This window comes from Streptomyces sp. ALB3 (assembly GCF_044385685.1).
Classification (GTDB): domain Bacteria; phylum Actinomycetota; class Actinomycetes; order Streptomycetales; family Streptomycetaceae; genus Streptomyces.
In genome coordinates this window covers 14,369-32,727 of sequence record NZ_JBISCE010000037.1, presented here as the reverse complement: position 1 = coordinate 32,727, position 18,359 = coordinate 14,369, and the positions used below count along the sequence as shown (strand labels likewise).

18 protein-coding genes are annotated in these 18,359 nt (G+C 71.7%); 7 read left to right on the top strand and 11 right to left on the bottom strand.

Going from position 1 to position 18,359, the window contains the following annotated elements:
- Window positions 1-139 precede the first annotated feature (139 nt).
- Window positions 140-1,384 carry a cytochrome P450 gene (locus tag ACHFIV_RS22225; protein WP_398971789.1) on the top strand — a complete coding sequence of 415 codons (1,245 nt, stop codon included), beginning with the start codon at window positions 140-142 and terminating at the stop codon, window positions 1,382-1,384.
- Here the strand turns inward: ACHFIV_RS22225 and ACHFIV_RS22220 are convergent.
- Both ACHFIV_RS22220 and ACHFIV_RS22215 read right to left on the bottom strand, forming a co-directional pair.
- Window positions 1,344-2,384 (bottom strand): NAD(P)H-binding protein, encoded by a 1,041-nt coding sequence (locus tag ACHFIV_RS22220; RefSeq protein WP_398971787.1) that lies wholly within the window; start codon window positions 2,382-2,384, stop codon window positions 1,344-1,346. The genes ACHFIV_RS22225 and ACHFIV_RS22220 overlap by 41 nt on opposite strands.
- Entirely contained in the window at window positions 2,381-3,295 is a 915-nt protein-coding gene (locus ACHFIV_RS22215; protein WP_398971784.1) for a ScbA/BarX family gamma-butyrolactone biosynthesis protein, read from the bottom strand. The genes ACHFIV_RS22220 and ACHFIV_RS22215 overlap by 4 nt, the downstream gene beginning before the upstream one ends.
- Before the next feature lie 254 nt (window positions 3,296-3,549).
- Between ACHFIV_RS22215 and ACHFIV_RS22210 the strand changes: the two genes are divergently transcribed.
- Window positions 3,550-4,248 carry a ScbR family autoregulator-binding transcription factor gene (locus ACHFIV_RS22210; RefSeq protein ID WP_398971781.1) on the top strand — a complete coding sequence of 233 codons (699 nt, stop codon included), beginning with the start codon at window positions 3,550-3,552 and terminating at the stop codon, window positions 4,246-4,248.
- A 280-nt stretch (window positions 4,249-4,528) separates the two neighbouring features.
- Here ACHFIV_RS22210 and ACHFIV_RS22205 read toward each other — a convergent pair whose 3' ends face one another.
- The 6 genes from ACHFIV_RS22205 to ACHFIV_RS22180 form a co-directional block, all read right to left on the bottom strand.
- Complete coding sequence (locus tag ACHFIV_RS22205) at window positions 4,529-5,362, bottom strand: pectate lyase (RefSeq protein ID WP_398971777.1); 834 nt, start codon at window positions 5,360-5,362, stop codon at window positions 4,529-4,531.
- Between the two features lie 172 nt (window positions 5,363-5,534).
- A complete protein-coding gene (locus ACHFIV_RS22200; protein ID WP_398971775.1) occupies window positions 5,535-6,245 on the bottom strand; it encodes a hypothetical protein in 711 nt (236 codons plus the stop codon).
- Window positions 6,245-6,817, bottom strand: a complete 573-nt coding sequence (locus tag ACHFIV_RS22195) for a SigE family RNA polymerase sigma factor (protein ID WP_398971773.1) — start codon at window positions 6,815-6,817, stop codon at window positions 6,245-6,247. The genes ACHFIV_RS22200 and ACHFIV_RS22195 overlap by 1 nt, the downstream gene beginning before the upstream one ends.
- Before the next feature lie 448 nt (window positions 6,818-7,265).
- Window positions 7,266-7,847 (bottom strand): lytic polysaccharide monooxygenase auxiliary activity family 9 protein, encoded by a 582-nt coding sequence (locus ACHFIV_RS22190; RefSeq protein WP_398971770.1) that lies wholly within the window; start codon window positions 7,845-7,847, stop codon window positions 7,266-7,268.
- 177 nt (window positions 7,848-8,024) lie between these two features.
- The gene (locus ACHFIV_RS22185) at window positions 8,025-9,476 is read right to left on the bottom strand and encodes a peptidoglycan D,D-transpeptidase FtsI family protein (protein WP_398971767.1); all 1,452 of its coding nucleotides are present in this window, start codon (window positions 9,474-9,476) and stop codon (window positions 8,025-8,027) included.
- 115 nt (window positions 9,477-9,591) lie between these two features.
- The gene (locus ACHFIV_RS22180; protein WP_033305764.1) at window positions 9,592-10,362 is read right to left on the bottom strand and encodes an IclR family transcriptional regulator; all 771 of its coding nucleotides are present in this window, start codon (window positions 10,360-10,362) and stop codon (window positions 9,592-9,594) included.
- A gap of 154 nt (window positions 10,363-10,516) precedes the next feature.
- Between ACHFIV_RS22180 and ACHFIV_RS22175 the strand changes: the two genes are divergently transcribed.
- On the top strand, window positions 10,517-12,037 hold the full coding sequence (locus ACHFIV_RS22175) for an aldehyde dehydrogenase (NADP(+)) (protein WP_398971763.1): 1,521 nt from the start codon (window positions 10,517-10,519) through the stop codon (window positions 12,035-12,037).
- A 5-nt stretch (window positions 12,038-12,042) separates the two neighbouring features.
- Window positions 12,043-12,648, top strand: coding sequence for a DUF1349 domain-containing protein (locus tag ACHFIV_RS22170; RefSeq protein ID WP_398972549.1), 606 nt, complete (start codon window positions 12,043-12,045; stop codon window positions 12,646-12,648).
- 280 nt (window positions 12,649-12,928) lie between these two features.
- On the opposite strand, the gene ACHFIV_RS22165 is transcribed toward ACHFIV_RS22170, so the two are convergent.
- Together ACHFIV_RS22165 and ACHFIV_RS22160 are read right to left on the bottom strand one after the other, a co-directional pair.
- Complete coding sequence (locus ACHFIV_RS22165) at window positions 12,929-13,507, bottom strand: DinB family protein (RefSeq protein WP_398971760.1); 579 nt, start codon at window positions 13,505-13,507, stop codon at window positions 12,929-12,931.
- 18 nt (window positions 13,508-13,525) lie between these two features.
- Window positions 13,526-13,729 carry a hypothetical protein gene (locus ACHFIV_RS22160; RefSeq protein ID WP_398971757.1) on the bottom strand — a complete coding sequence of 68 codons (204 nt, stop codon included), beginning with the start codon at window positions 13,727-13,729 and terminating at the stop codon, window positions 13,526-13,528.
- A gap of 981 nt (window positions 13,730-14,710) precedes the next feature.
- On the opposite strand from ACHFIV_RS22160, the gene ACHFIV_RS22155 reads away from it, so the two are divergent.
- A complete protein-coding gene (locus ACHFIV_RS22155) occupies window positions 14,711-15,448 on the top strand; it encodes a DsbA family oxidoreductase (RefSeq protein ID WP_398971754.1) in 738 nt (245 codons plus the stop codon).
- A 70-nt stretch (window positions 15,449-15,518) separates the two neighbouring features.
- A complete protein-coding gene (locus ACHFIV_RS22150) occupies window positions 15,519-16,580 on the top strand; it encodes an aminotransferase class V-fold PLP-dependent enzyme (RefSeq protein WP_398971752.1) in 1,062 nt (353 codons plus the stop codon).
- Between the two features lie 13 nt (window positions 16,581-16,593).
- Here ACHFIV_RS22150 and ACHFIV_RS22145 read toward each other — a convergent pair whose 3' ends face one another.
- The gene (locus ACHFIV_RS22145; protein WP_398971749.1) at window positions 16,594-17,097 is read right to left on the bottom strand and encodes a MarR family winged helix-turn-helix transcriptional regulator; all 504 of its coding nucleotides are present in this window, start codon (window positions 17,095-17,097) and stop codon (window positions 16,594-16,596) included.
- A 146-nt stretch (window positions 17,098-17,243) separates the two neighbouring features.
- Between ACHFIV_RS22145 and ACHFIV_RS22140 the strand changes: the two genes are divergently transcribed.
- Window positions 17,244-18,311, top strand: a complete 1,068-nt coding sequence (locus tag ACHFIV_RS22140; protein ID WP_398971747.1) for an alkene reductase — start codon at window positions 17,244-17,246, stop codon at window positions 18,309-18,311.
- Window positions 18,312-18,359: the final 48 nt, after the last annotated feature.

The window sequence follows — 18,359 nt, the reverse complement described above, 5'->3', positions numbered from 1 at the left end:
GACCGGTACGTCCACGCGCGGCACTCGCGGACCGACCCGCCCCGCCGCGTTCCTCCCTTCGCCCCACCCCGCCCCGCGCCCGCCACGGGACCCCTGCACCCGGCCCGTGGTCGAGCCCCGAACCGAGAGGTTCCGAACCATGAGCACGCGAACCACGGCGACCACGACCTGCCCGATCACCCTCGACGCCTCCGGCGCCGACCCGCACGACGAGATCGCCCGCATCCGCGAACAGGGTCCGGTGGTCCGGGTCGCCCTCCCCGGAGGCGTCCTGGCCTGGTCCGTCACCAGCACGGAACTGCTCAAGCGGCTGATGACCGACCCACGGGTCTCCAAGGACGCGGCACAGCACTGGCCGGCCTGGACGCGCGGCGACATACCCGCCGACTGGCCGCTCGCCCTGTGGGTCTCCGTCCGCAGCATGATCACCGCATACGGTGAGGACCACGTCCGGCTGCGCAAGCTCGTCGCCCAGGCCTTCACCGCCCGCAACGTCAGCGTGCTCCGGCCTCGCGTCGAGGAGATCACACGGGGGCTCCTCGACCGCCTCGACGAGGTACCCCGGGGCACCGAGGTCGACCTGCGTGCCCGGTTCGCCGTGCCGCTCCCCGTCCAGGTCGTCTGCGACCTCCTCGGCATTCCCGAGGAGATGCGCGGACCCCTGCAGGAGACGATCGGCCTGACCTTTCTCACCTCGGTCGGACCGGCGGCGAACGAGGAGAACATCCGCGAGCTGTACGGGGTACTGGCCGCGCTCGTCGCCGCCAGACGTGAGACGCCCGGCGACGACCTGATCACCCGCCTCGTCGCCGCACGCGACGAACGGAACGGAACCGGCCTCAGCCAGCCGGAGCTCCTCGACACCCTGCTGCTGATGATCTCGGCCGGTTACGAGACCACGGTCAACCTGCTCGATCACGCGGTCCACCGCCTGCTGAGCAACCCCGCCCAGCTGGAACTCGTCCGCTCCGGCCGCGCGACCTGGGAGGACGTGGTGGAGGAGACCCTGCGCTGCGAGTCCTCCGGCTTCCACGTCCCGCTGCGTTACGCCGTCGAGGACATGGAACTCGGCGGCGTGGACATCGCCAAGGGCGACCCGATCCTGGTGTCCCTGGCCGGCGCCGGACGCGATCCGCGGGTGCACGGACCCGACGCGGCGGAGTTCGACATCACCCGGCCCACCCGCCGCGAGCACCTCACCTTCGGCCACGGCGTCCACCACTGCATCGGCGCACCGCTGGCGCGCATGGAGGCGGCCGTGGCCCTGAAGGCCCTCTTCGGCCGTTACCCCGACCTGCGCCTGGCCCGCCCCGGTGAGGATCTGCCGCTGCTGCCGAGCTTCATCACCAACGGCCACCGGGAGCTGCCGGTCCGCCTGAGGTGATGCCGGAACGCCGGCCGGCGTCGCACCGCAGGGTGCGACGCCGCTCGGTCCGGCCCGCGGAAACATATCGGTGCGTACGCAGTACAGGGGAGCGCCCGCCACACGGGGGAGCGGGCCCGGGAGAACGGGTCCCGCCTCCCGGGCGGCGGGCCGCCGGCCCGCAGGGGAAGCAGTGCGCGTGGTCGTGGGCCCAGCCGCGGAACGTCCCCGCCGCACGGCCCGTCAGCGGGGCGAGCGCGTCGCCGCGCAGCGTCTTGCCGCCTCCGGCCTGCAGGGCCGCCCGCGTCAGGAGCGCCTCGACCACGGGGGGCGGGTACCTGTGTGCCCAGCGCTCGCGCGCCTCCTGGACCGTCCACTCGGTGAACCGCAGCGGGCGCCCGAGCACGTCGCCGAGGATGTGCGCCTGCTCGCGGGCGCTGAGCCTCTCGGGACCGACGAGCGTGTAGGTCCGGCCCGTGTGCCCTCGCTCCGTGAGCGCCCGCACGGCGACCCGGGCGACGTCACGCGGGTCCACCGGAGCGTTGCAGGTGGTGCCGTACAACGCGCCCACCGTGCCGTCCCGTTCGATGCAGCCGGCCCAGGACAGCGTGTTCGACATGAACGCCCGCGGGCGCAGCAGGGTCCAGGCGAGCCCGCAGGAGCGCACCTCGTCCTCCATGGCCCTCTGGCGCAGGGTGAGGAAGTCGTCGGTGTCGTCCTCGACGACCGCGGCCGACAGCTTGACCACGTGGCCGACACCCGCGGCGGCGGCGGCTTCCAGGAAGCGCTCGTCGTGGGGCTCGACCGGATGGCTGGTGACCAGGAACGCGGCCCGCACCCCGCTCAGCGCTCGTGCCAGCGAGCCGGGCCGGGTGAAGTCCGCGACGGCGGTCTCCACCCGGGGGCCGGACACGGCGGGGCGCGCGGGGGAGCGGCTCATCAGCCGTACGGCATGGTCCGCCGCGAGCTGCCGCGCCACCTCCCGCCCCACCGTGCCGGTGGCACCGGTGACCAGGATCAAGGCAGTCTCCGGGGCTGCCCCGCCGAGAAGACCGAGGTGAACACGGCTTCCCCGTCCTGGTGTCCGGTGACCTTCATCGTCCAGTCGGCGCCTGACAGGGACACGTCGGTGACCTCCATGAGCAGCGGCCGGGAGAACTCCGCGTACCGGTGGAAGGTGTTGTCGCCGGTCCAGGGCGCGAAGGCGGAGGGGCCGATGGTGGCGTGGGCGGCCTGGCGGGCGGCCTCGATGAGGACCATGCCCGGCACGTGGTCCTTGGGCCCCTGGTAGAGCGTGCGGTGACCGGTGTCGATCTTGAGGATCCAGTGGCCCCAGATGCCGGTGGGAAGGAGCAGGACGTCCTCGGAGCGCAGCCTGCCCACGAGTTGGGGCGGCACGTCGGGTGCGTACTGGCGGGGTACGGGCTGCTGTGCGACGGCGCCCCGCACACGGCGGTAGGCGCGGGCGCTGATCAGGTTGATGTGACTGACGCCGGTGCCGGCCTCCCGGCCGTCGCGGGCGACCGTGACCGTGGCACGCATACCGGCCAGCATGCGGCCGCGGTAGGTGAGTTCGTCGAAGACGACCTCGATCTCGACGCCCGGCTTGTAGCCGACGAGAAGGTGCTGGGGCCGGCAGGTGAAGTCCAGCGAGCGCATCAGGTACTGCGTGTCGAGTGGGACGTCGTAAGCGGCATGACCGAGCAGAATCGTGCTCTGACGCATGGATTCCACCAGTAACAGCGGATCGTGGTATCCGCCGACCGGCGCGAAGAACGGGTGCTCCTCGGGCCAGTTGCCTTCGACGAGGAAACGGTGCTCGGAGAGGCGTTTCCAGTGCGTCGGTACGACGTCCTGCGGTCTCTCGCGGTGGGCCCACTGCATGGGCACGGAAGCGGGCTTCCGGATGCCGGCGTTCGTGATGTCTAGCACGATCCCCCCAAGGAAACGTTGGTGGCGCAACGTTACGTACCCCAGGATATTCTTTTCAACGCCTAGAAGTGTGACGCGAATCACATCGCCAGGAACCGAATAAGCGCAGGTCAAAAGTGATCTAGAGGCGATCTTACGGTTCGTGAATGCTTCAGGCGGGCTGGAAGGTGCGCCTCCGGGAGGCGCGGGATCGCCTTCCCGGCGAAAGATTCGTACGTTAACGTTTTTCTCGCTTCCGGAGCACAGAGCGAGGGATGAACGTGACAAAACAGGACCGGGCTGCTCGAACCCGGCAGAAACTCATCGAGGCCGCCGCGATCGTCTTCGACCGGCGCGGCTACGAGGCAACCACCCTCGGCGAGATCGCCACCGCGGCCGGAACGACCAAGGGAGCCATCTACTTCCATTTCAGGAACAAGGACGACCTGGCCCAGATAATCCTCGCCGAGCAGCAGCAGACCGAGGAACACGCGCTGAGACCGCAGCCCGTCAAGCTCCAGGAGCTCGTCGACTCCGGGATGGTCTTCGCCGAACGCCTGCGCACCGACCCGCTGGTCCGTGCCAGTGTCCGGCTCAGCCTGGACCAGCAAGCCACCGACATCGACCGCGGCGGCGTGTTCCGCGCCTGGCGGGACGCCAACCTGACCATCCTCGAGGAGGCGCAGGAGCGCGGTGAACTCCGTTGCCACATCGATCTGCTGGCGACGGCTGAGCTGTTCGTGGGCACCTTCGCCGGCCTCCAGCAGATGTCGCAGCTACTCAGCGACTACGACGACCTGCCGGACCGTGTGACGGTGCTGCTGACGCACCTGATGCCCAGCATCGCCGTGCCCCCGGTGCTCGGTGTGCTCGACATGTGCGCGCAGCGCGGCGCCCGCCTGATTGCGGCAGCGAAGCCGGGGGGTGGCGAGGACACCGCGGGGGTGGAGGAGCCGGCAGCGGCGCAGGGCTGACGGCCGGCGGTCGCCGGGGCGCGGGCGGAGCCCGCCCCCGTGCGGGAGCGGGGCGGGGCCGGGGGAGCGGCACAGCCGCAGCAGAGGGCGAGCATGCCGGGAGGCCCCGGCCGGCCGGGGCGCGGGCGGCCACAGCCGCCGGGGCGCGGGCGGAGGCCCGGCGCCTTCTCGGCCTCGGCCCGTGCGGCCGCGGGCGGTCCTCCTCCGCACGGCGTGGTCCGCCCCGCCGGCCCGGTACGACGGGCGGGGGGCGGACCACGCGGGACGTGCCGGCCGGTCCCTAGTCGTAGCTGAGGTCCGACGCGGTGTAGCGGCAGTACGTGCCGTCCGGACCGCTGCCCGTCTCCTTCGGCTCGGCGCCCGTGTTGTTGCCGGTGTAGCGGACGCACGGCTTGATCTTCTTGCCGCTGTCGCCGTGGATCCGCACCGAACGCAGCGCGGCCGTGTCCCCGTAGTTGGTGTTGATGCCGACCAGGGACTTGCCCGGCGCCGTGATGTCGACGTCGTTCACGATGATGTCCCGCTTGTACTGCTTGGAGCAGTTGCCGCAGGACCGGACGAGCTTCCCGAAGTTGGCGACCTGGAACTTCGTGATGACCAGCTTGCCGGCCCCGTTGAACTGGAAGACCTTGTCGGAGGCCTTCCTGGCGCCACCGCCGTACACCGTGTAGACGGAGCCGGTCGACGTGCCCTTGAAGGACGCGGCGTCCTCGCCGACGTCCTCCCACCAGACGTTCTGGATCGTGCACGTGCCGGAGCAGTGGACGCCGTCGGCGGCGGGCGAGCCCAGGATGACGTTCTTGAGCGTCGCCCCGTCGGCCAGCTTGAAGAGGGGGTCCTGGCCCTCGTCCTGGCCGTCTCCGCCGAGGTCGCCGCTTCCGTGGAAGCGCTTCAGGGATCCGTCGTACGTCCCCGAGACCTCGATGGTCTTCGGGACGGCCTGGGTGCCGGTGGCGCTGGGCCAGGCGGGCACCGCGGCCGCCGCCGCGCCCGCGGGCTGCAGCATCACGTTGGTGGCCAGAGCGGCGCCGGTGAGACCCAGGGCAGCGGTCAGGGCGGCGGCCATGCGGCGCCTGCCGGGCCTGCGCCGGTGCTTGTGCGCTCGTACGCTCATGTTCGTTGGTCCCGTTTCCTAGGGGGTGGGGGGGGTGTCGCGCTCTTCAGTCGCCACCACCCGGGGAGGGGGTTGCCGTGTTCCGGACATGTTTTCTCCGCCGGACCGGTCCGTACCGCTGCCGGCCGTGGCCCGGGACGGCCGGGAGCCGCCCGGCCCACGCGCCCCGCGCTCAGTGCGTGTCCGTGAAGACACCGCCCACGGAGACCTGTTCGCCCCCCACGAGCCCGCGTGCCGTGTAGTCGTCCCGCCCGGTGTCCCGGGCGCCCTCCGCGTGGTTGTACTGCCCCGCGAAGGTGTGCGTGCCGGCTGGCACGCTCCGTCCGGGCCTGAGGCTCCAGCGGTAGACGAGGAAACCGTCCTCCTCGCGCGCCGACGCCGCGAAGTCCTGCTCCGGGAGGGAACGCCAGGAGCCGGTGGTGTTCACCCCGCCGTTCAGCGCTATCCGCAGCTCCACGGTGAGCGCGGACAGCGGCCGGTCCGTCCTCACCGTCACTTCGCTCTGCGCCCAGTAGTCGTTGCTGTTCGGATTCAGTGAACCGTCCGACCACAGCGGTCCCTTCCCGGCGGGCAGCGCGCCGCCCCGGTCCTGGGACGGGGCCACCCGGCCGGGGGAGGTGGGCTCGGCCGCCACCCGCTGCCCGGCCGCCGGCTCCGCCTGACCCGCCGACGTGACCGCGAACGCGACCGCCGCCAGCACCCCGCACACCGCCACCGTCGCGCCGGCGACCCGCAGCCACGGCATCGGCGTCCGTGGGGCGCGCGCGGGGCGGGCCGGCGGCTCCTCCGCCATGCCCCGCTCGATCCGGGCCAGCATCCGGGCCCGGTCCGGGCGGTGCGAAGCGGCGGCCGTGCGCAGCCGCTCCCGCAGGTCCTCGTCCATCAGTGCCTTCCTCCGGTGCGCTGCCCGGCAGCCGCCACCTGTACCTGTGCCGCCGGGGTCCCGGGTCCGAGCAGCCGCTGGAGCTCCGCCACACCGCGCGAGGTCTGGCTCTTCACCGTACCCACCGAGACCCCGAGAACCAGAGCGGTGTCCCGTTCGGACAGGTCGAAGGCGTGCCGCAGCACCACGCACGCGCGCTTACGGAACGGCAGCCGCCGCAGGGCCCCCTGGACGTCCACCACGGCCGACACGTCAGGTCCGTCCGCCGCGTAACCGTCCCCGGCTCCGCGAGGTGCCCAGAACAACGCGACTCTCCGGCGTTCACGCACCGCGCTGCGGATACGGGTACGGGCCAGGTTGGCGACGACCCCCCTCGCGTAGGCCGCCGGGTGGTCGGCGTCCCTGACCCGGTCCCAGCGGTGCCACAGCGCCATGAGCGCGTCGGCGGCCAGGTCGTCCGCCGCATCCGCCTCCCCCGTCAGCAGGTGCGCGAGACGGGCGAGTTCGGCGTAGTGCGCCTCGAAGAACGCATGGAACTCGGCGGCAGCAGCATCATCCACGACTGTGCCCACGGGTACCTCTTCTCTGCACTGGGATCACTGCGCGCTGGAACGGGTTGTGTACGTTCCCACATCCGTTCGCGGAGCGGGAGCGTACCAATGCGTAGCCCGGAAGCGCTTCGACGCGTGCGTCTCCCAGTAAGGCGTAACGCGGCGAAAACCTGAACCCCCGTGCGCCAGGCGGCGGTTCCCCGGACTTCTCCGGGTCGCCCCGCCCCGCCTCCGCTCCTCCCGGCCTCCCGGAGGTCCGGCGGCCTTCCGTGCGGCGGACGTGGCCTCGTCCGCACCCGCCGGAGGCCGGTCGGATCCGGGCTTCCCGCCGCCCGGGGCCCCCGGGCCGGGTGCCGCTGGAGCCCGTGTCGCGCACCGCCGGGGTGACGGCGACGAGTGTGCCCTGCGCCCTGCGCCCTGCCGTCGGAGGACGACCGGGCGCAGGGCCGGTGCCGAGTGCTCCCCGCGCCTACTCGATGTCGAGGTCGATGACCTGGTAGAACGCCTGCGCCGTGTCCGCCACCTCCCACACCGACAGGAGCACGTGGTAGCCCCGGCGGTCCCCGGGAAGGGTGACGCTGTGGACGGTCGGGTCGGCCGGGACGAGGTCGTCCGCCGACCAGTACGGCTGGCCGCTGTTCTGGTACGTCGCGATCGGTGCCGGGTCGAACTGGGCCCGGGCCAGCGGCTTCGACGGGTCCCAGCCGTCCTTGGTGAGGAAGTAGTTCCACCGGCGGGTCTTGTGCGGGGCGTGGTAGGCCCAGGTGATGTCCAGGGCCTCGCCCGCGCGCACCGGGTGCTTCTGCCAGCCCTGCTGCGAGTCGGGCTCGTCGAGCTTGGCGGCGAAGTCCTTCCCGGCGCTGGCGATCCGGCCGTCCTCGGGGGGCTGCGCGTTCAGGACGTCGTCCGGTGCGTACGGGTCCCGGCGGCCGGCTTCCGTTCCGGGGAAGAACTTCCCTGCCTCCAGGCCCGCGGCCTGCCAGTCCGCGAGGTGCAGTTGAGCCCTGGACTCGGGCTGGGTGACCGCACCGTGCCGCGCTTCTCGTTCCACGGATCTCTCCTTGAGCTGAAGGGCGCCCTGTCGGGGCCCTGTGCGCCCAAGGTATCCATCCGATTACTCAGAGTGAAGATGTGATGCTCCTGATCACTCCATGGAGTGGGTAAGCCGATCATCACTCCGCGGCGTCCGTACCGGCGGACCGGAGCGTCCGTCCGGCGGGGGAACGGGTCAGCGCCCGAGCGCCGCCTTCATCATCTTCTGCGCGATCGGCGCGGCCAGCCCGTTGCCGCTGACCTCGGACCTCGCCGCTCCTGAGTCCTCGACGACCACCGCGACCGCGACCTGCTTGCCGGTGGAGTCGTCCCGCGCGTACGAGGTGAACCAGGCGTAGGGCGTGTTGCTGTTGTCCACGCCGTTCTGCGCGGTTCCCGTCTTGCCGCCCACCTCGGCACCGTCGATCCTCGCGTTGCTCCCGGTCCCCTCCTCCACGACGGTGACCATGGCGCTGCGCAGCTGCTCGGCCGTCGACTCCTTCACGACCCGCCGGCTCTCCCCGTCCGGGAACTCCTCCAGTGTGGAGCCGTCGCCACCCGTCACCTTCGAGACCATGTGGGGCGAGGACAGCTCGCCACCGTCGGCCAGGGCGGCCGAGACCATGGCCATCTGCATCGGGGTCGCGGTCACCTCGAACTGCCCGATGCCGGTCAGTGCCGTCTGTGCCTTGTCCATACCGGTCGGGTACACGCTCTGCGACGCGCGCACGGGCACGTCCAGGTCCTCGGTGCCGAATCCGAACGCGTCCGCCATGGCCTTCAGCCTGTCCTGGCCGAGATCCGCCGCCACCTTCGCGAAGACGTTGTTGCACGAGTACTGGAGCGCGGTCCGCAACGTGGCGTTCTCGCACGGGGCCGAGGGGTTCTCGTTGGAAAGGACCGTGCTCGTGTTCGGCAGGGTGTACGGATCAGGGCTGTCCGTGGGTTCGTCGACCGAACCGTACAGTCCGTTCTCCAGGGCCGCCGAGGCCACCACCAGCTTGAACGTCGAGCCGGGCGGCAGCGGCTGCCGCAGCGCCCGGTTCACCATGGGCTTGCTCTCGTCGTCGAGGAGCTCCTGCCAGGCGTCTCCGTCGCCGGTCCCGCTGATGTCGGAGGGGTCGTACGAGGGGGAGGAGACCATTCCGAGGATCCGCCCGGACTCCGGATCCATCGCGACCGCGGCGCCCCGGTCGTCCCCGAGCGCCTCGAAGGCCGCCTTCTGCACGTCCGGATCGATGGTCGTCAGCACGTCGCCGGGGGCCGTCCGCTCACCCGTGAACAGATCCGCCGGGTCCTTGAGCCGGTCGTCGGTGCCGTCGAGGACATCGCTGTAGATGCCCTCCAGCTGGGTGGCGCCGTAGGCCTGCGAGCTGTAGCCGGTGACCGCCGCGTACAGCTCGCCCTGGGTGTAGGTGCGCTTGTACCGCAGGTCGTCGCCGTCCGTCTCCTTCGAACCGGTGACCGGGGAGCCGGCCACGATGATGTCGCCGAGCGGCTGCGCGTACTGCGCGATCGTGTTCCGCCGGTTGTGTTCGTCGTCTGCTAGCGCCCGGGCCTCGTAGGCCTGCACCCAGGTCGCCCGCACCAGCAGGGCGAGCACCATGAGCAGACAGAAGACCGAAGCGCGCCTGATCGTCTTGTTCATCCCACTGGGGGACGAACGGGACGGCCGGGGACGTTCCCGTCCGTGTTCCTTCTCACCGGTTTCTCAGGTGCGCTGCCCGGGGTGCTCCGCACCGCCGGGCGGGGCCCCCTGGAGCTCAGAGCCTGCGGGTCGCGAGGGTGAGCCGGTCGCGGGCGTCGAACAGGGCGTCCTTGACCATCTGCTCGTGAGCCGGGGTGAGCCGGGCGACCGGCACCGAGCAGCTGATCGCGTCGCGCGCCGGTGTGCGGTAGGGGATGGCGACGCCGAAGCAGCGCAGGCCCAGGGTGTTCTCCTCGCGGTCCACCGCGTAACCCTGCTCGCGGATGAGGTGCAGCTCCTCGATCAGCTTCTCGCGGTCGGTGAGGGTGTGCTCGGTCAGCGCCGGGAGCGTCTCGGGGAGCATCTTGCGGACCTGCTCGTCGCTGTGGGTCGCCAGCAGGGCCTTGCCGAGCGAGGTGGAGTGCGCGGGCAGCCGGCGGCCGACGCGGGTGAAGGGGCGCAGGTAGTGCTGGGACTGCCGGGTGGCGAGGTACACCACGTTCGTCCCGTCCAGGCGGGCCAGGTGGATGGTCTCCGTGGTGTCGTCGGAGAGCCGGTCCAGGGTGGGCCGGGCGGCGGCGACGACCTCGTCACCGTCGATGTACGAGGTCCCGACGAGCAGGGCGCGCACACCGATCCCGTACCGCGTGCCCGTGGCGTCGGTCTCCACCCAGCCGAGCTCCACCAGGGTCCGCAGCAGCATGTAGAGGCTGGACTTGGGGTAGCCGACGGCCTCCTGCACCGCGGCCAGCGAGTGCATGCCGGGGCGCCCCGCGAAGTATTCGAGGAGTTCCACCGTCCGTACAGCGGACTTGACCTGTGCCCCACCGGACTCGCCTACCGACATGCCTGATGCCCCTTCCAGCCTTCTTGTACGACCCTGCGACTTCTTGCCACCACGAGCGCCCGGAAATAGAGTTCCCCGTGTATTCACGTTCAGGAACGCTGTTCAGAATACCGAACAACTTCTCCTGTGTGGCAGTGGACCGGAAGGAAATACGGTGGCAGCAGCACCAGTCTGGAGCGTCGACCCCCGAACGGGGAACCCGCGTGAGCAGGTCGCGGTGGAGGCTACAGCGGAGGAGGTCGACCGTGCGGTCCGGGCGGCGCACGCCGTCCGCGGAGCCCTGGCCGACCGCACCGTGCGCGCCGCGTTCCTGCGGACCGCGGCCGACCTGCTCGCCGAGGCCCAGGAACACGTGATCGAGGCGGCCGACGCGGAGACCGCGCTCGGCCCCGCCCGCCTGACCGGCGAACTCGCCCGCACGGCAGCCCAGCTGCGGGCCTTCGCCGAGGTCGTCGACGAGGGTGCCTACCTCGACATCCACATCGACCACGAGGACGGCAGCAGGACTCCGCCCTGGCCGGACCTGCGCCGCTACAAGATCCCGCTCGGTGTCGTCGCCGTCTACGCCGCCAGCAACTTCCCGCTCGCCTTCTCCGTCCCCGGCGGCGACACCGCGAGCGCGCTCGCGGCCGGCTGTCCGGTCGTCGTCAAGGCGCACCCCGACCACCCGGCGACCTCCGAGATCTGCGCCTCGCTCCTGCGCAGGGCGGCGGCGCAGCACGGCCTGCCCGAGGACGTCCTGACCGTGGTCCACGGGTTCGAGGCGGGTGTCGAGCTGGTGAAGCACCCGCTCGTCTCCGCCGCCGGCTTCACCGGCTCGATCCGCGGCGGCCGCGCCCTCTTCGACGCCGCTGCCGCCCGCCCCACCCCCATCCCCTTCCACGGCGAGCTCGGTTCGCTCAACCCCGTCGTCGTCACCGAGGCTGCGGCCGCCGAGCGCGGTGAGCAGATCGGCGCCGGGCTCGGCGGCTCGATGACCATGGGGGCCGGACAGTTCTGCACCAAGCCCGGGTTCGTGTTCGCCCCGTCGGGCGAGGCCGGTGACCAGCTGCTGAAGTCGCTGACCGAGACGGTGAGCGGTACGGGGGCCGGGGTCATGCTCGACCACCGGATGCGCGACGCCTTCGTCCAGGGGGTGGCCGAACGGGCCGCACTTCCGGACGTGGAGGCCCCCGTCACCCCCGGCCCGGGCAGCGAGCACACCGTCTCCGCGGGCTTCTTCACCGTGCCGGCGCAGCGGCTCGTCCAGGAGGGCCCGCACGACGCGCTCCTGGAGGAGTGCTTCGGGCCGGTCACCGTCGTCGCGCGCTACGACTCCGCCGACGAGATCACCGCCGTGCTCTCCCGGCTGCCGGGCAACCTCACCGCCACCCTCCAGATCGCCACGCAGGAGGCCGACGGCAGCGCCGCCGGTCTGCTGGCCGAGCTCACCCCGGTGGCCGGACGCGTCCTGGTCAACGGCTGGCCGACCGGCGTCGCCGTCGCCCCCGCCCAGCACCACGGTGGCCCCTACCCGGCCACGACCTCCACCTCCACGTCGGTCGGCGCCACCGCGATCGAGCGCTGGCTGCGCCCGGTCAGCTACCAGTCGACGCCCGAGGAGCTGCTGCCGCCGGAGCTCCGCGAGGACAACCCGCAGAACCTCCCGCGCCGGGTCGACGGGCGCCGCGCGTGACGGCGCTGCGGCTCCCGGAGCTCCCCTTCGCCCTGGATGCCTCCGGGCCGGATGGCGGATGGACCTACGAGGGCGGTGTGCTGACCGGCTCGGCGGGTGCGAAGCAGGACCGTTTCGTCCCGCCGGGCGGTGACACCCAGGAGCCCGCGAGTGACGCGCCGCGTCTGCTCGGGGCAGCCCCGGAGGGCGACTTCCAGCTGATCGCCCGGGTGCGCGTCGGCTTCGCCGCCGCCTTCGACGCCGGAGTCCTCTACCTCCACGTCGGGGAGCGGGAATGGGCGAAGCTCTGCCTGGAACTCTCCCCGGACCGCCCCACGGTCTGCACGGTGGTCACCCGGGGCCAGTCCGACGACGTGAACTCCGCCGTGGTGGAGGGGGACAGCTGCTGGCTGCGGCTCAGCCGCACCGGTGGCGCCTTCGCCTTCCACGCCTCGGCGGACGGCGAGCGGTGGACCTTCGTCCGGCTGTTCACCCTCGGCACGGAGGAGCAGCGGGCGGCCGCCCGCATCGGCTTCCTCGTGCAGTCGCCGACGGGCGACGGCTGCTCGGCGGCGTTCGACCGGATCACCTTCCGGCCCTCCGGCCCCGGAGACATGCGCGACGGCAGCTGAAGCACCGCGCACCCACGTGGTGGGCCCGGACCCGACAGCTCGGGTTCCGGGCCCACTGCGCGCCAGGCGGCCGACGTCGGCCAGTGACGACCGGCAGGTCTCCGCGACCTCCCGGACCTCCGCGTGCTCCACCCTGCCGCGCCCAGGAGCGTCCAGGTCGTCACGCCGTCCGGTCGTACGGCGTGAGCCGGCAGCACCCGCCCCCGATGGACACGGCGTACGCCGCCGGTCGCAGGTCCGTCCCCGGAGGCTACGCGCGCACCCGGGACGCCCGTCGGCTCTACGACCGCCGCGCGGTGCTGTTCGCGCCGTCGATCGACTCCCGGATGATGTCCGCGTGCCCGGCGTGCTGGGCGGTCTCCTGGAGGAGATGCAGAAGGATCCGGCGTACCGGCCAGTGGTGCACGGCCCCGGGCTCCCAGGGCGTCTCCGGCAGGCGGGCCTCCGTGTCCGGGTCCGCCTCCGCGGCGGCTTCGTCCGTGGCGCGGGCGGCCGACTCGTAGGCGGTGCGGAGGCCGGTGACCGTGGCGCCCTCCGGTGACCGGTACTGCTCCATGTCCCACATCCCGTCAGGGGTCCGGCCGGTCGTGTCGGTGAGGATGTGCGTCCAGACCCGTTCACCCCGGGCGAGGTGGTTCAGGATGCCGCCGAGGGTCAGCTCACTCACGGTGGACCGTTCGGTGAGCTGTGCGTCGGTGATGTCCCGCACGGTGATGAGGAGCAGTTTCCGGGCCTCGCGCAGAGCGTGCAGGGCTGTTCGCCGCGCGTCGAGCGAGCCCGAGCTCCGGGTCGCCGGGGCCGCAGCTGCGTGGGCGGCGAGGTGGCCGGCGGCCGGAAGGGCGCTGCCGCGCGACGGCACGATGCCGACGCGGACGGTTCAGAGCTGGTTGGACTCGAGGTCGAAGAAGGCCACCACAGGCTCGTCGATGCCGCTCTCCTCACTCGTCGAGACCACCACGCGACGGTAGATCTCCTGCCGGGTCTCCTCGGATTCGACCAGAACGGTCCCCTCGAAGGTGCGCGGGCCGACAGAGCCCCCTTGCAGCGTGATGATCCAGTGAAAGACCTTCGGCGGTCGCATCTCACTCCCTCGGTGTTCGGTGGCTGAGCTGGGCGGCGGCGCCGTCCGTGGCAGGTGCGGGGCCCATCGCGGTGAAAGCCGTGCCGCTCGGACGGCCGGCGCCGGAGCAGCGGTACGGCGGGAACCGCTGAAGACGCCCGAGCCGGTGCCCGACGCGCGGAACAAGTCCGGTGACGCCGTCGGCGTCACCACCCGGCCCTGTGGCAGGGCTTCATGCCCGACACGACGTCCCGCACGGGCGCGACAGTCCTATCCGTGCTCGTACAAGGGCTGGGAGAACAAGGTCCATAACGTCCGGGCCGAGCAGCCCTACCGCCTTCCACGACGTGCACCAGAACAGCACGGTAGGCGCTTTGCGCTGTTCCGCACGGAGAACACGCGTCACGGGCGCCCGCCGTACCTGTACGGCGCTCAGCCACGCGCGCCCGCGCCAGGACTCCCGGGCGCGAAGGCTGACACCACGGTGACGGTGACCTGACATCGGGGGCCGATCGCGTCATAAGACCGACGCCCCCCTCGTTCTCTGTGCACACGCATCAGGCCCCGGCCGAGGTGGACGTCGGTCGGGTTGATCGTGTGGGGATCACTGCCGTGGTCCCGGTCCTCGACCGGCAGCCAGTTGCGTGAGGCACCGTCACACTCCCACTGGTCGGTGCAGCCGGGTGGTCGTGCGCCGACGGGCTGCCAGGGCGGGAGACACCGCTTCCACGTCGAGGGGGCGTGGCGGGGTGGTGCGGGTCATGGGGGCGCCTTCCATGTGCGACCGGTGGGGATCTCGAACAGCTTTGATCATGCCGACGAGCGACACGACGCCCCAGCGCCCACGTGCTGCGGCCGTGGGCCCCGTCCGGGCCGTCCCGGCCGGGACCCAGCCCGGGTGAACCGGCCCGCCCAGGGAATCAGCTGCTCCATCCGTACGTTGAAGCGGCGGCGGAGGCTCCCTCCGCCCCGGACACAGCAGAGCTGGAGAACAGAAGAGTCATGCGCGTCGAGATATGGAGCGACATCGCCTGCCCGTGGTGCTATGTCGGAAAAGCGCGGTTCGAGAAGGCGCTGGCCGGCTTCGCCCACCGTGACGGGGTCGAGGTGGTCCACCGCTCGTTCGAGCTCGACCCCGGACGTGCCAAGGGCGACATCGAGCAGGTCGTCGACATGCTGGCACAGAAGTACGGGCGCACCGTCGAGGAGGCGCGCGGCATGGAGGCCAACGTCGCGGCGAACGCGCAGGCCGAAGGGCTCGGCTACCGCACCGAGGGGCGTGACCACGGCAGCACCTTCGACATCCACCGGCTGCTCCACCTCGCCAAGGCGCGCGGACGTCAGGACGAGCTCCTCACCCTCGTCTACCGGGCGAACTTCGCCGAGGAGCGCTCCGTCTTCGACGACGCGGTGCTGGCCGGCCTCGCCGTCGAGGCGGGCCTCGACGGCGACGAGGCGCGTGCGGTGCTGTCCGACCCCGGAGCGTACGCCGAAGACGTGCGGGCCGACGAGCGCGAGGCCGCCGAGCTGGGTGCCGACGCCGTGCCGTTCTTCGTGTTCGACCGGCGCTACGGCATCTCCGGAGGGCAGCCCGCCGAGGTCTTCACCCAGGCGCTGGAACAGGCGTGGAAGGACCGCGAGGTCTCCGCCCTGACCCAGGTCGGAGGGGACGCGGCGGCCTGCGACGCGGACGGTGCCTGCGAAGCGCCCCGGGCTGAAGTGTCCGACCAGCGCGTATAAGGACGTCTTGGGCGCGCCGCTCAAACTCACGTGATTGACGTGAGGTTGGGCGGCCGTCAGGCTGTCCCGCATGGAGACTTCTGCGATCGACCAGGCCGTGGCCACCGAATTCGCATGCGAGACCACCTATCTGAACACCTCCACCTGCGGGCTGCTGCCCCGTCGTGCCGTCGACGCCGTCAAGGCGCTGGCCGACGAGGGGGCCGCAGGGGTCAGGGGCGGGGCGGGAAACGTCGACGCGGTGGACTCCAGCCGTGCGGCCTTCGCCGGGCTCGCCGGTGTCACGCCCGCACGGGTGGCTGTCGGCGGCTGCGTCGCGGCCCATGTCGCACTCGTCGCCGCGTCCCTCCCGCCGGGTGCCGAAGTCCTCGCGCCGACCGGTGAGTTCAGTTCCGTCGTCAGCCCGTTCGCCGTACGCGGCGATCTGAGGATGCGCTACGTCCCGCTGGCCGAACTGGCCGGCTCCGTACGGCCGGAGACCGCGCTCGTCGCCTTCTCGGCCGTCCAGTCCGCCGACGGCCGGGTCGCCGGTCTGGACGCGGTCCGGGCGGCCGCGGCCACGCACGGGGCCCGGACGATGCTCGACGCCAGCCAGTCGGCCGGATGGCTGCCGCTGGATGCAGGAGCGTACGACTACACCGTCACCGGCGGGTACAAGTTCCTCATGTGTCCCCGGGGCGCGTCCTTCCTGACCGTGACCGAGGAGGCCCAGCAGACCCTGCCCACGCTCTACGCGGGCTGGGTGGCGGCCGAGGACCCCTGGAGCAGCACGTACGGGCCGGTCGAGAAGCTCGCCGCCGACGCCCGCCGTTTCGACCAGCCGATCGCCTTCCTCGCCTATCACGGCGCCGAGCGGTCCCTGGGTCTGCTGGCCGAGGTGGGGGTGGACGCCGTGTACGCCCGTGCCACGGCGCTCGCGGCCCGGTTCCGGGAAGGGCTGGCGTCGATCGGGCACGAGGCGGTGCCCGGCACCTCCGCGATCGTCGCCGTACCCGGCCTGGGCGGCCGGGAACCCGACCTGGCGTCGGCCGGGGTGATGGTCTCCGCCCGAGCGGGCAATCTGAGGGCGGCCTTCCACCTGTACAACACCGAGGCGGACGTCGACCGCGCCCTGGACGTGCTGTCCGGCTGAGCCGGGGCCCCGGTTATCGCGTGGGGCAGTCCACGCTTTCCTGGCAGAGGTTCTCCTCCACCTTGGCGAGCAGCCGGGTCAGCTCCGCGCGCTCGGCCGGGCCCAGCCCCACGAGGGTGTGTTCCTCCAGGTCCGCCCATGCGGCACGCACCTGGGTGTGGAGTGCGCAGCTCTGCTCCGTCGCCTCGACCAGGACGGCCCGCCGGTCGTCCGGGTCGGGGCGACGGCGCACGTGACCGGCCTGTTCGAGACGCTGGAGCATCTTGGTGACGGTGGACGGGTCGAGGTCCATGGCCCTGATCAGTTCGGCCTGGCGGACCGCTCCGGTGTCCCAGAGGTGCATCATCAGGAACTCCTGGCCCGGGTAGAGCCCCAGCCCCCTGAGGAGTCGGCCGGCCGTGATCCTGTGCAGCCTGGCGACTCGGGAGACGGCGTGGCTGACGGGGCCGCCGAGGGCCGCGCTCGGCGGCCCGCCGACGCAGGCGGCATCGGCGGGGGCGGTGCTGTCGGCCTTCATCGGGACTCCTCGGTGCGATGGCGCGGGCCGGTCGGAACCGGGGTTCGTGACGTCCTCGTGAACTTTACCTTGGTCGGCCAATTAATGGGTTACAGTGACGACGGTCGGTTACTTGGCCGACCACATAAATGGCCTCGGAGGCTTACATGACCACCGCGTTCGATCCCGTCGACCTCTCCGGTACGCAGCTCTCCAACCGCATCGCCCTCGCTCCGATGACCCGCAGCCGGGCCGGTGCGGGCGGCACGGCCACGGACCTCACCGTCGAGTACTACACCCAGCGCGCCTCGGCGGGGCTGATCATCACCGAGGGGATCCAGCCCTCCGTGGTCGGCCAGGGGTATCCGTCCACCCCCGGCCTGCACAGCGCCGAGCAGGTCGCCTCCTGGCGCAAGGTCACCGACTCCGTACACGCGGCGGGCGGCCGGATCTTCGCCCAGATCATGCACGCGGGCAGGATCGGCCACCCCGTCCTGCTGCCGGACGGGCTCACTCCGGTGGCGCCCTCCCCGGTCGCGGCGCCCGGTCAGGTCCACACCCACGTCGGGCCCAGGGACTTCGTGGAGCCGCACGAGCTCACCGATGCCGAGATCCGTGCGACGATCGCCGACTTCGTCACGGCCTCCCGCAACGCGGTCGAGGCCGGATTCGACGGAGTCGAGCTGCACGGTGCCAACGGTTACCTGATCCAGCAGTTCCTGGCGCCCAATACCAATCTGCGCACCGACGAGTGGGGTGGCTCCGACGAGGCCCGCATCCGCTTCGCCGTGGAGGTGGTCAAGGCGGTCGTGGCCGAGATCGGCGCCGAGCGCACCGCGTTGCGCATCTCGCCCGGGAACCCCTACAACGGCATCGAGGAGCCCGAGCCGGACGCCGTCTACACCGCGCTCGTCGCGGAACTGGAGCCGCTCGGGCTCGCCTACCTGCACGTGCTGGAACAGGCCGGGACCCGCGAGTTGACGCTCGCTCTGCGCAAGCAGTTCACCGGGACCCTCGTCATCAACGTGTTCTCCGAGGGGCCGACCGGTCCCGGGCACCACACGGTGATCGACGACGGCATCGCCGACATCATCGCCTACGGCGCGCTGTTCCTCGCCAACCCCGATCTCCCGGCCCGGCTGAAGGCCGGCGGGCCCTTCAACACCCCGGACCCGTCCACCTTCTTCGGTGGTGGCGCGAAGGGTTACACCGACTATCCGGCCCTGGCGGTCTGAAGGCGCGTCCCGCAGGGGCGGGGTGGTGGGCCGTTCGGGCCGGGAGAA

Coding starts and splice junctions, on each gene's coding strand:
- ACHFIV_RS22140 (WP_398971747.1), top strand. CDS start 17,244: ATGACCACCGCGTTCGATCCCGTCGACCTCTCCGGTACGCAGCTCTCC.
- ACHFIV_RS22145 (WP_398971749.1), bottom strand. CDS start 17,097: ATGAAGGCCGACAGCACCGCCCCCGCCGATGCCGCCTGCGTCGGCGGG.
- ACHFIV_RS22210 (WP_398971781.1), top strand. CDS start 3,550: ATGAACGTGACAAAACAGGACCGGGCTGCTCGAACCCGGCAGAAACTC.
- ACHFIV_RS22185 (WP_398971767.1), bottom strand. CDS start 9,476: ATGAACAAGACGATCAGGCGCGCTTCGGTCTTCTGTCTGCTCATGGTG.
- ACHFIV_RS22200 (WP_398971775.1), bottom strand. CDS start 6,245: ATGGACGAGGACCTGCGGGAGCGGCTGCGCACGGCCGCCGCTTCGCAC.
- ACHFIV_RS22155 (WP_398971754.1), top strand. CDS start 14,711: ATGCGCGTCGAGATATGGAGCGACATCGCCTGCCCGTGGTGCTATGTC.
- ACHFIV_RS22150 (WP_398971752.1), top strand. CDS start 15,519: ATGGAGACTTCTGCGATCGACCAGGCCGTGGCCACCGAATTCGCATGC.
- ACHFIV_RS22205 (WP_398971777.1), bottom strand. CDS start 5,362: ATGAGCGTACGAGCGCACAAGCACCGGCGCAGGCCCGGCAGGCGCCGC.
- ACHFIV_RS22160 (WP_398971757.1), bottom strand. CDS start 13,729: ATGCGACCGCCGAAGGTCTTTCACTGGATCATCACGCTGCAAGGGGGC.
- ACHFIV_RS22225 (WP_398971789.1), top strand. CDS start 140: ATGAGCACGCGAACCACGGCGACCACGACCTGCCCGATCACCCTCGAC.
- ACHFIV_RS22180 (WP_033305764.1), bottom strand. CDS start 10,362: ATGTCGGTAGGCGAGTCCGGTGGGGCACAGGTCAAGTCCGCTGTACGG.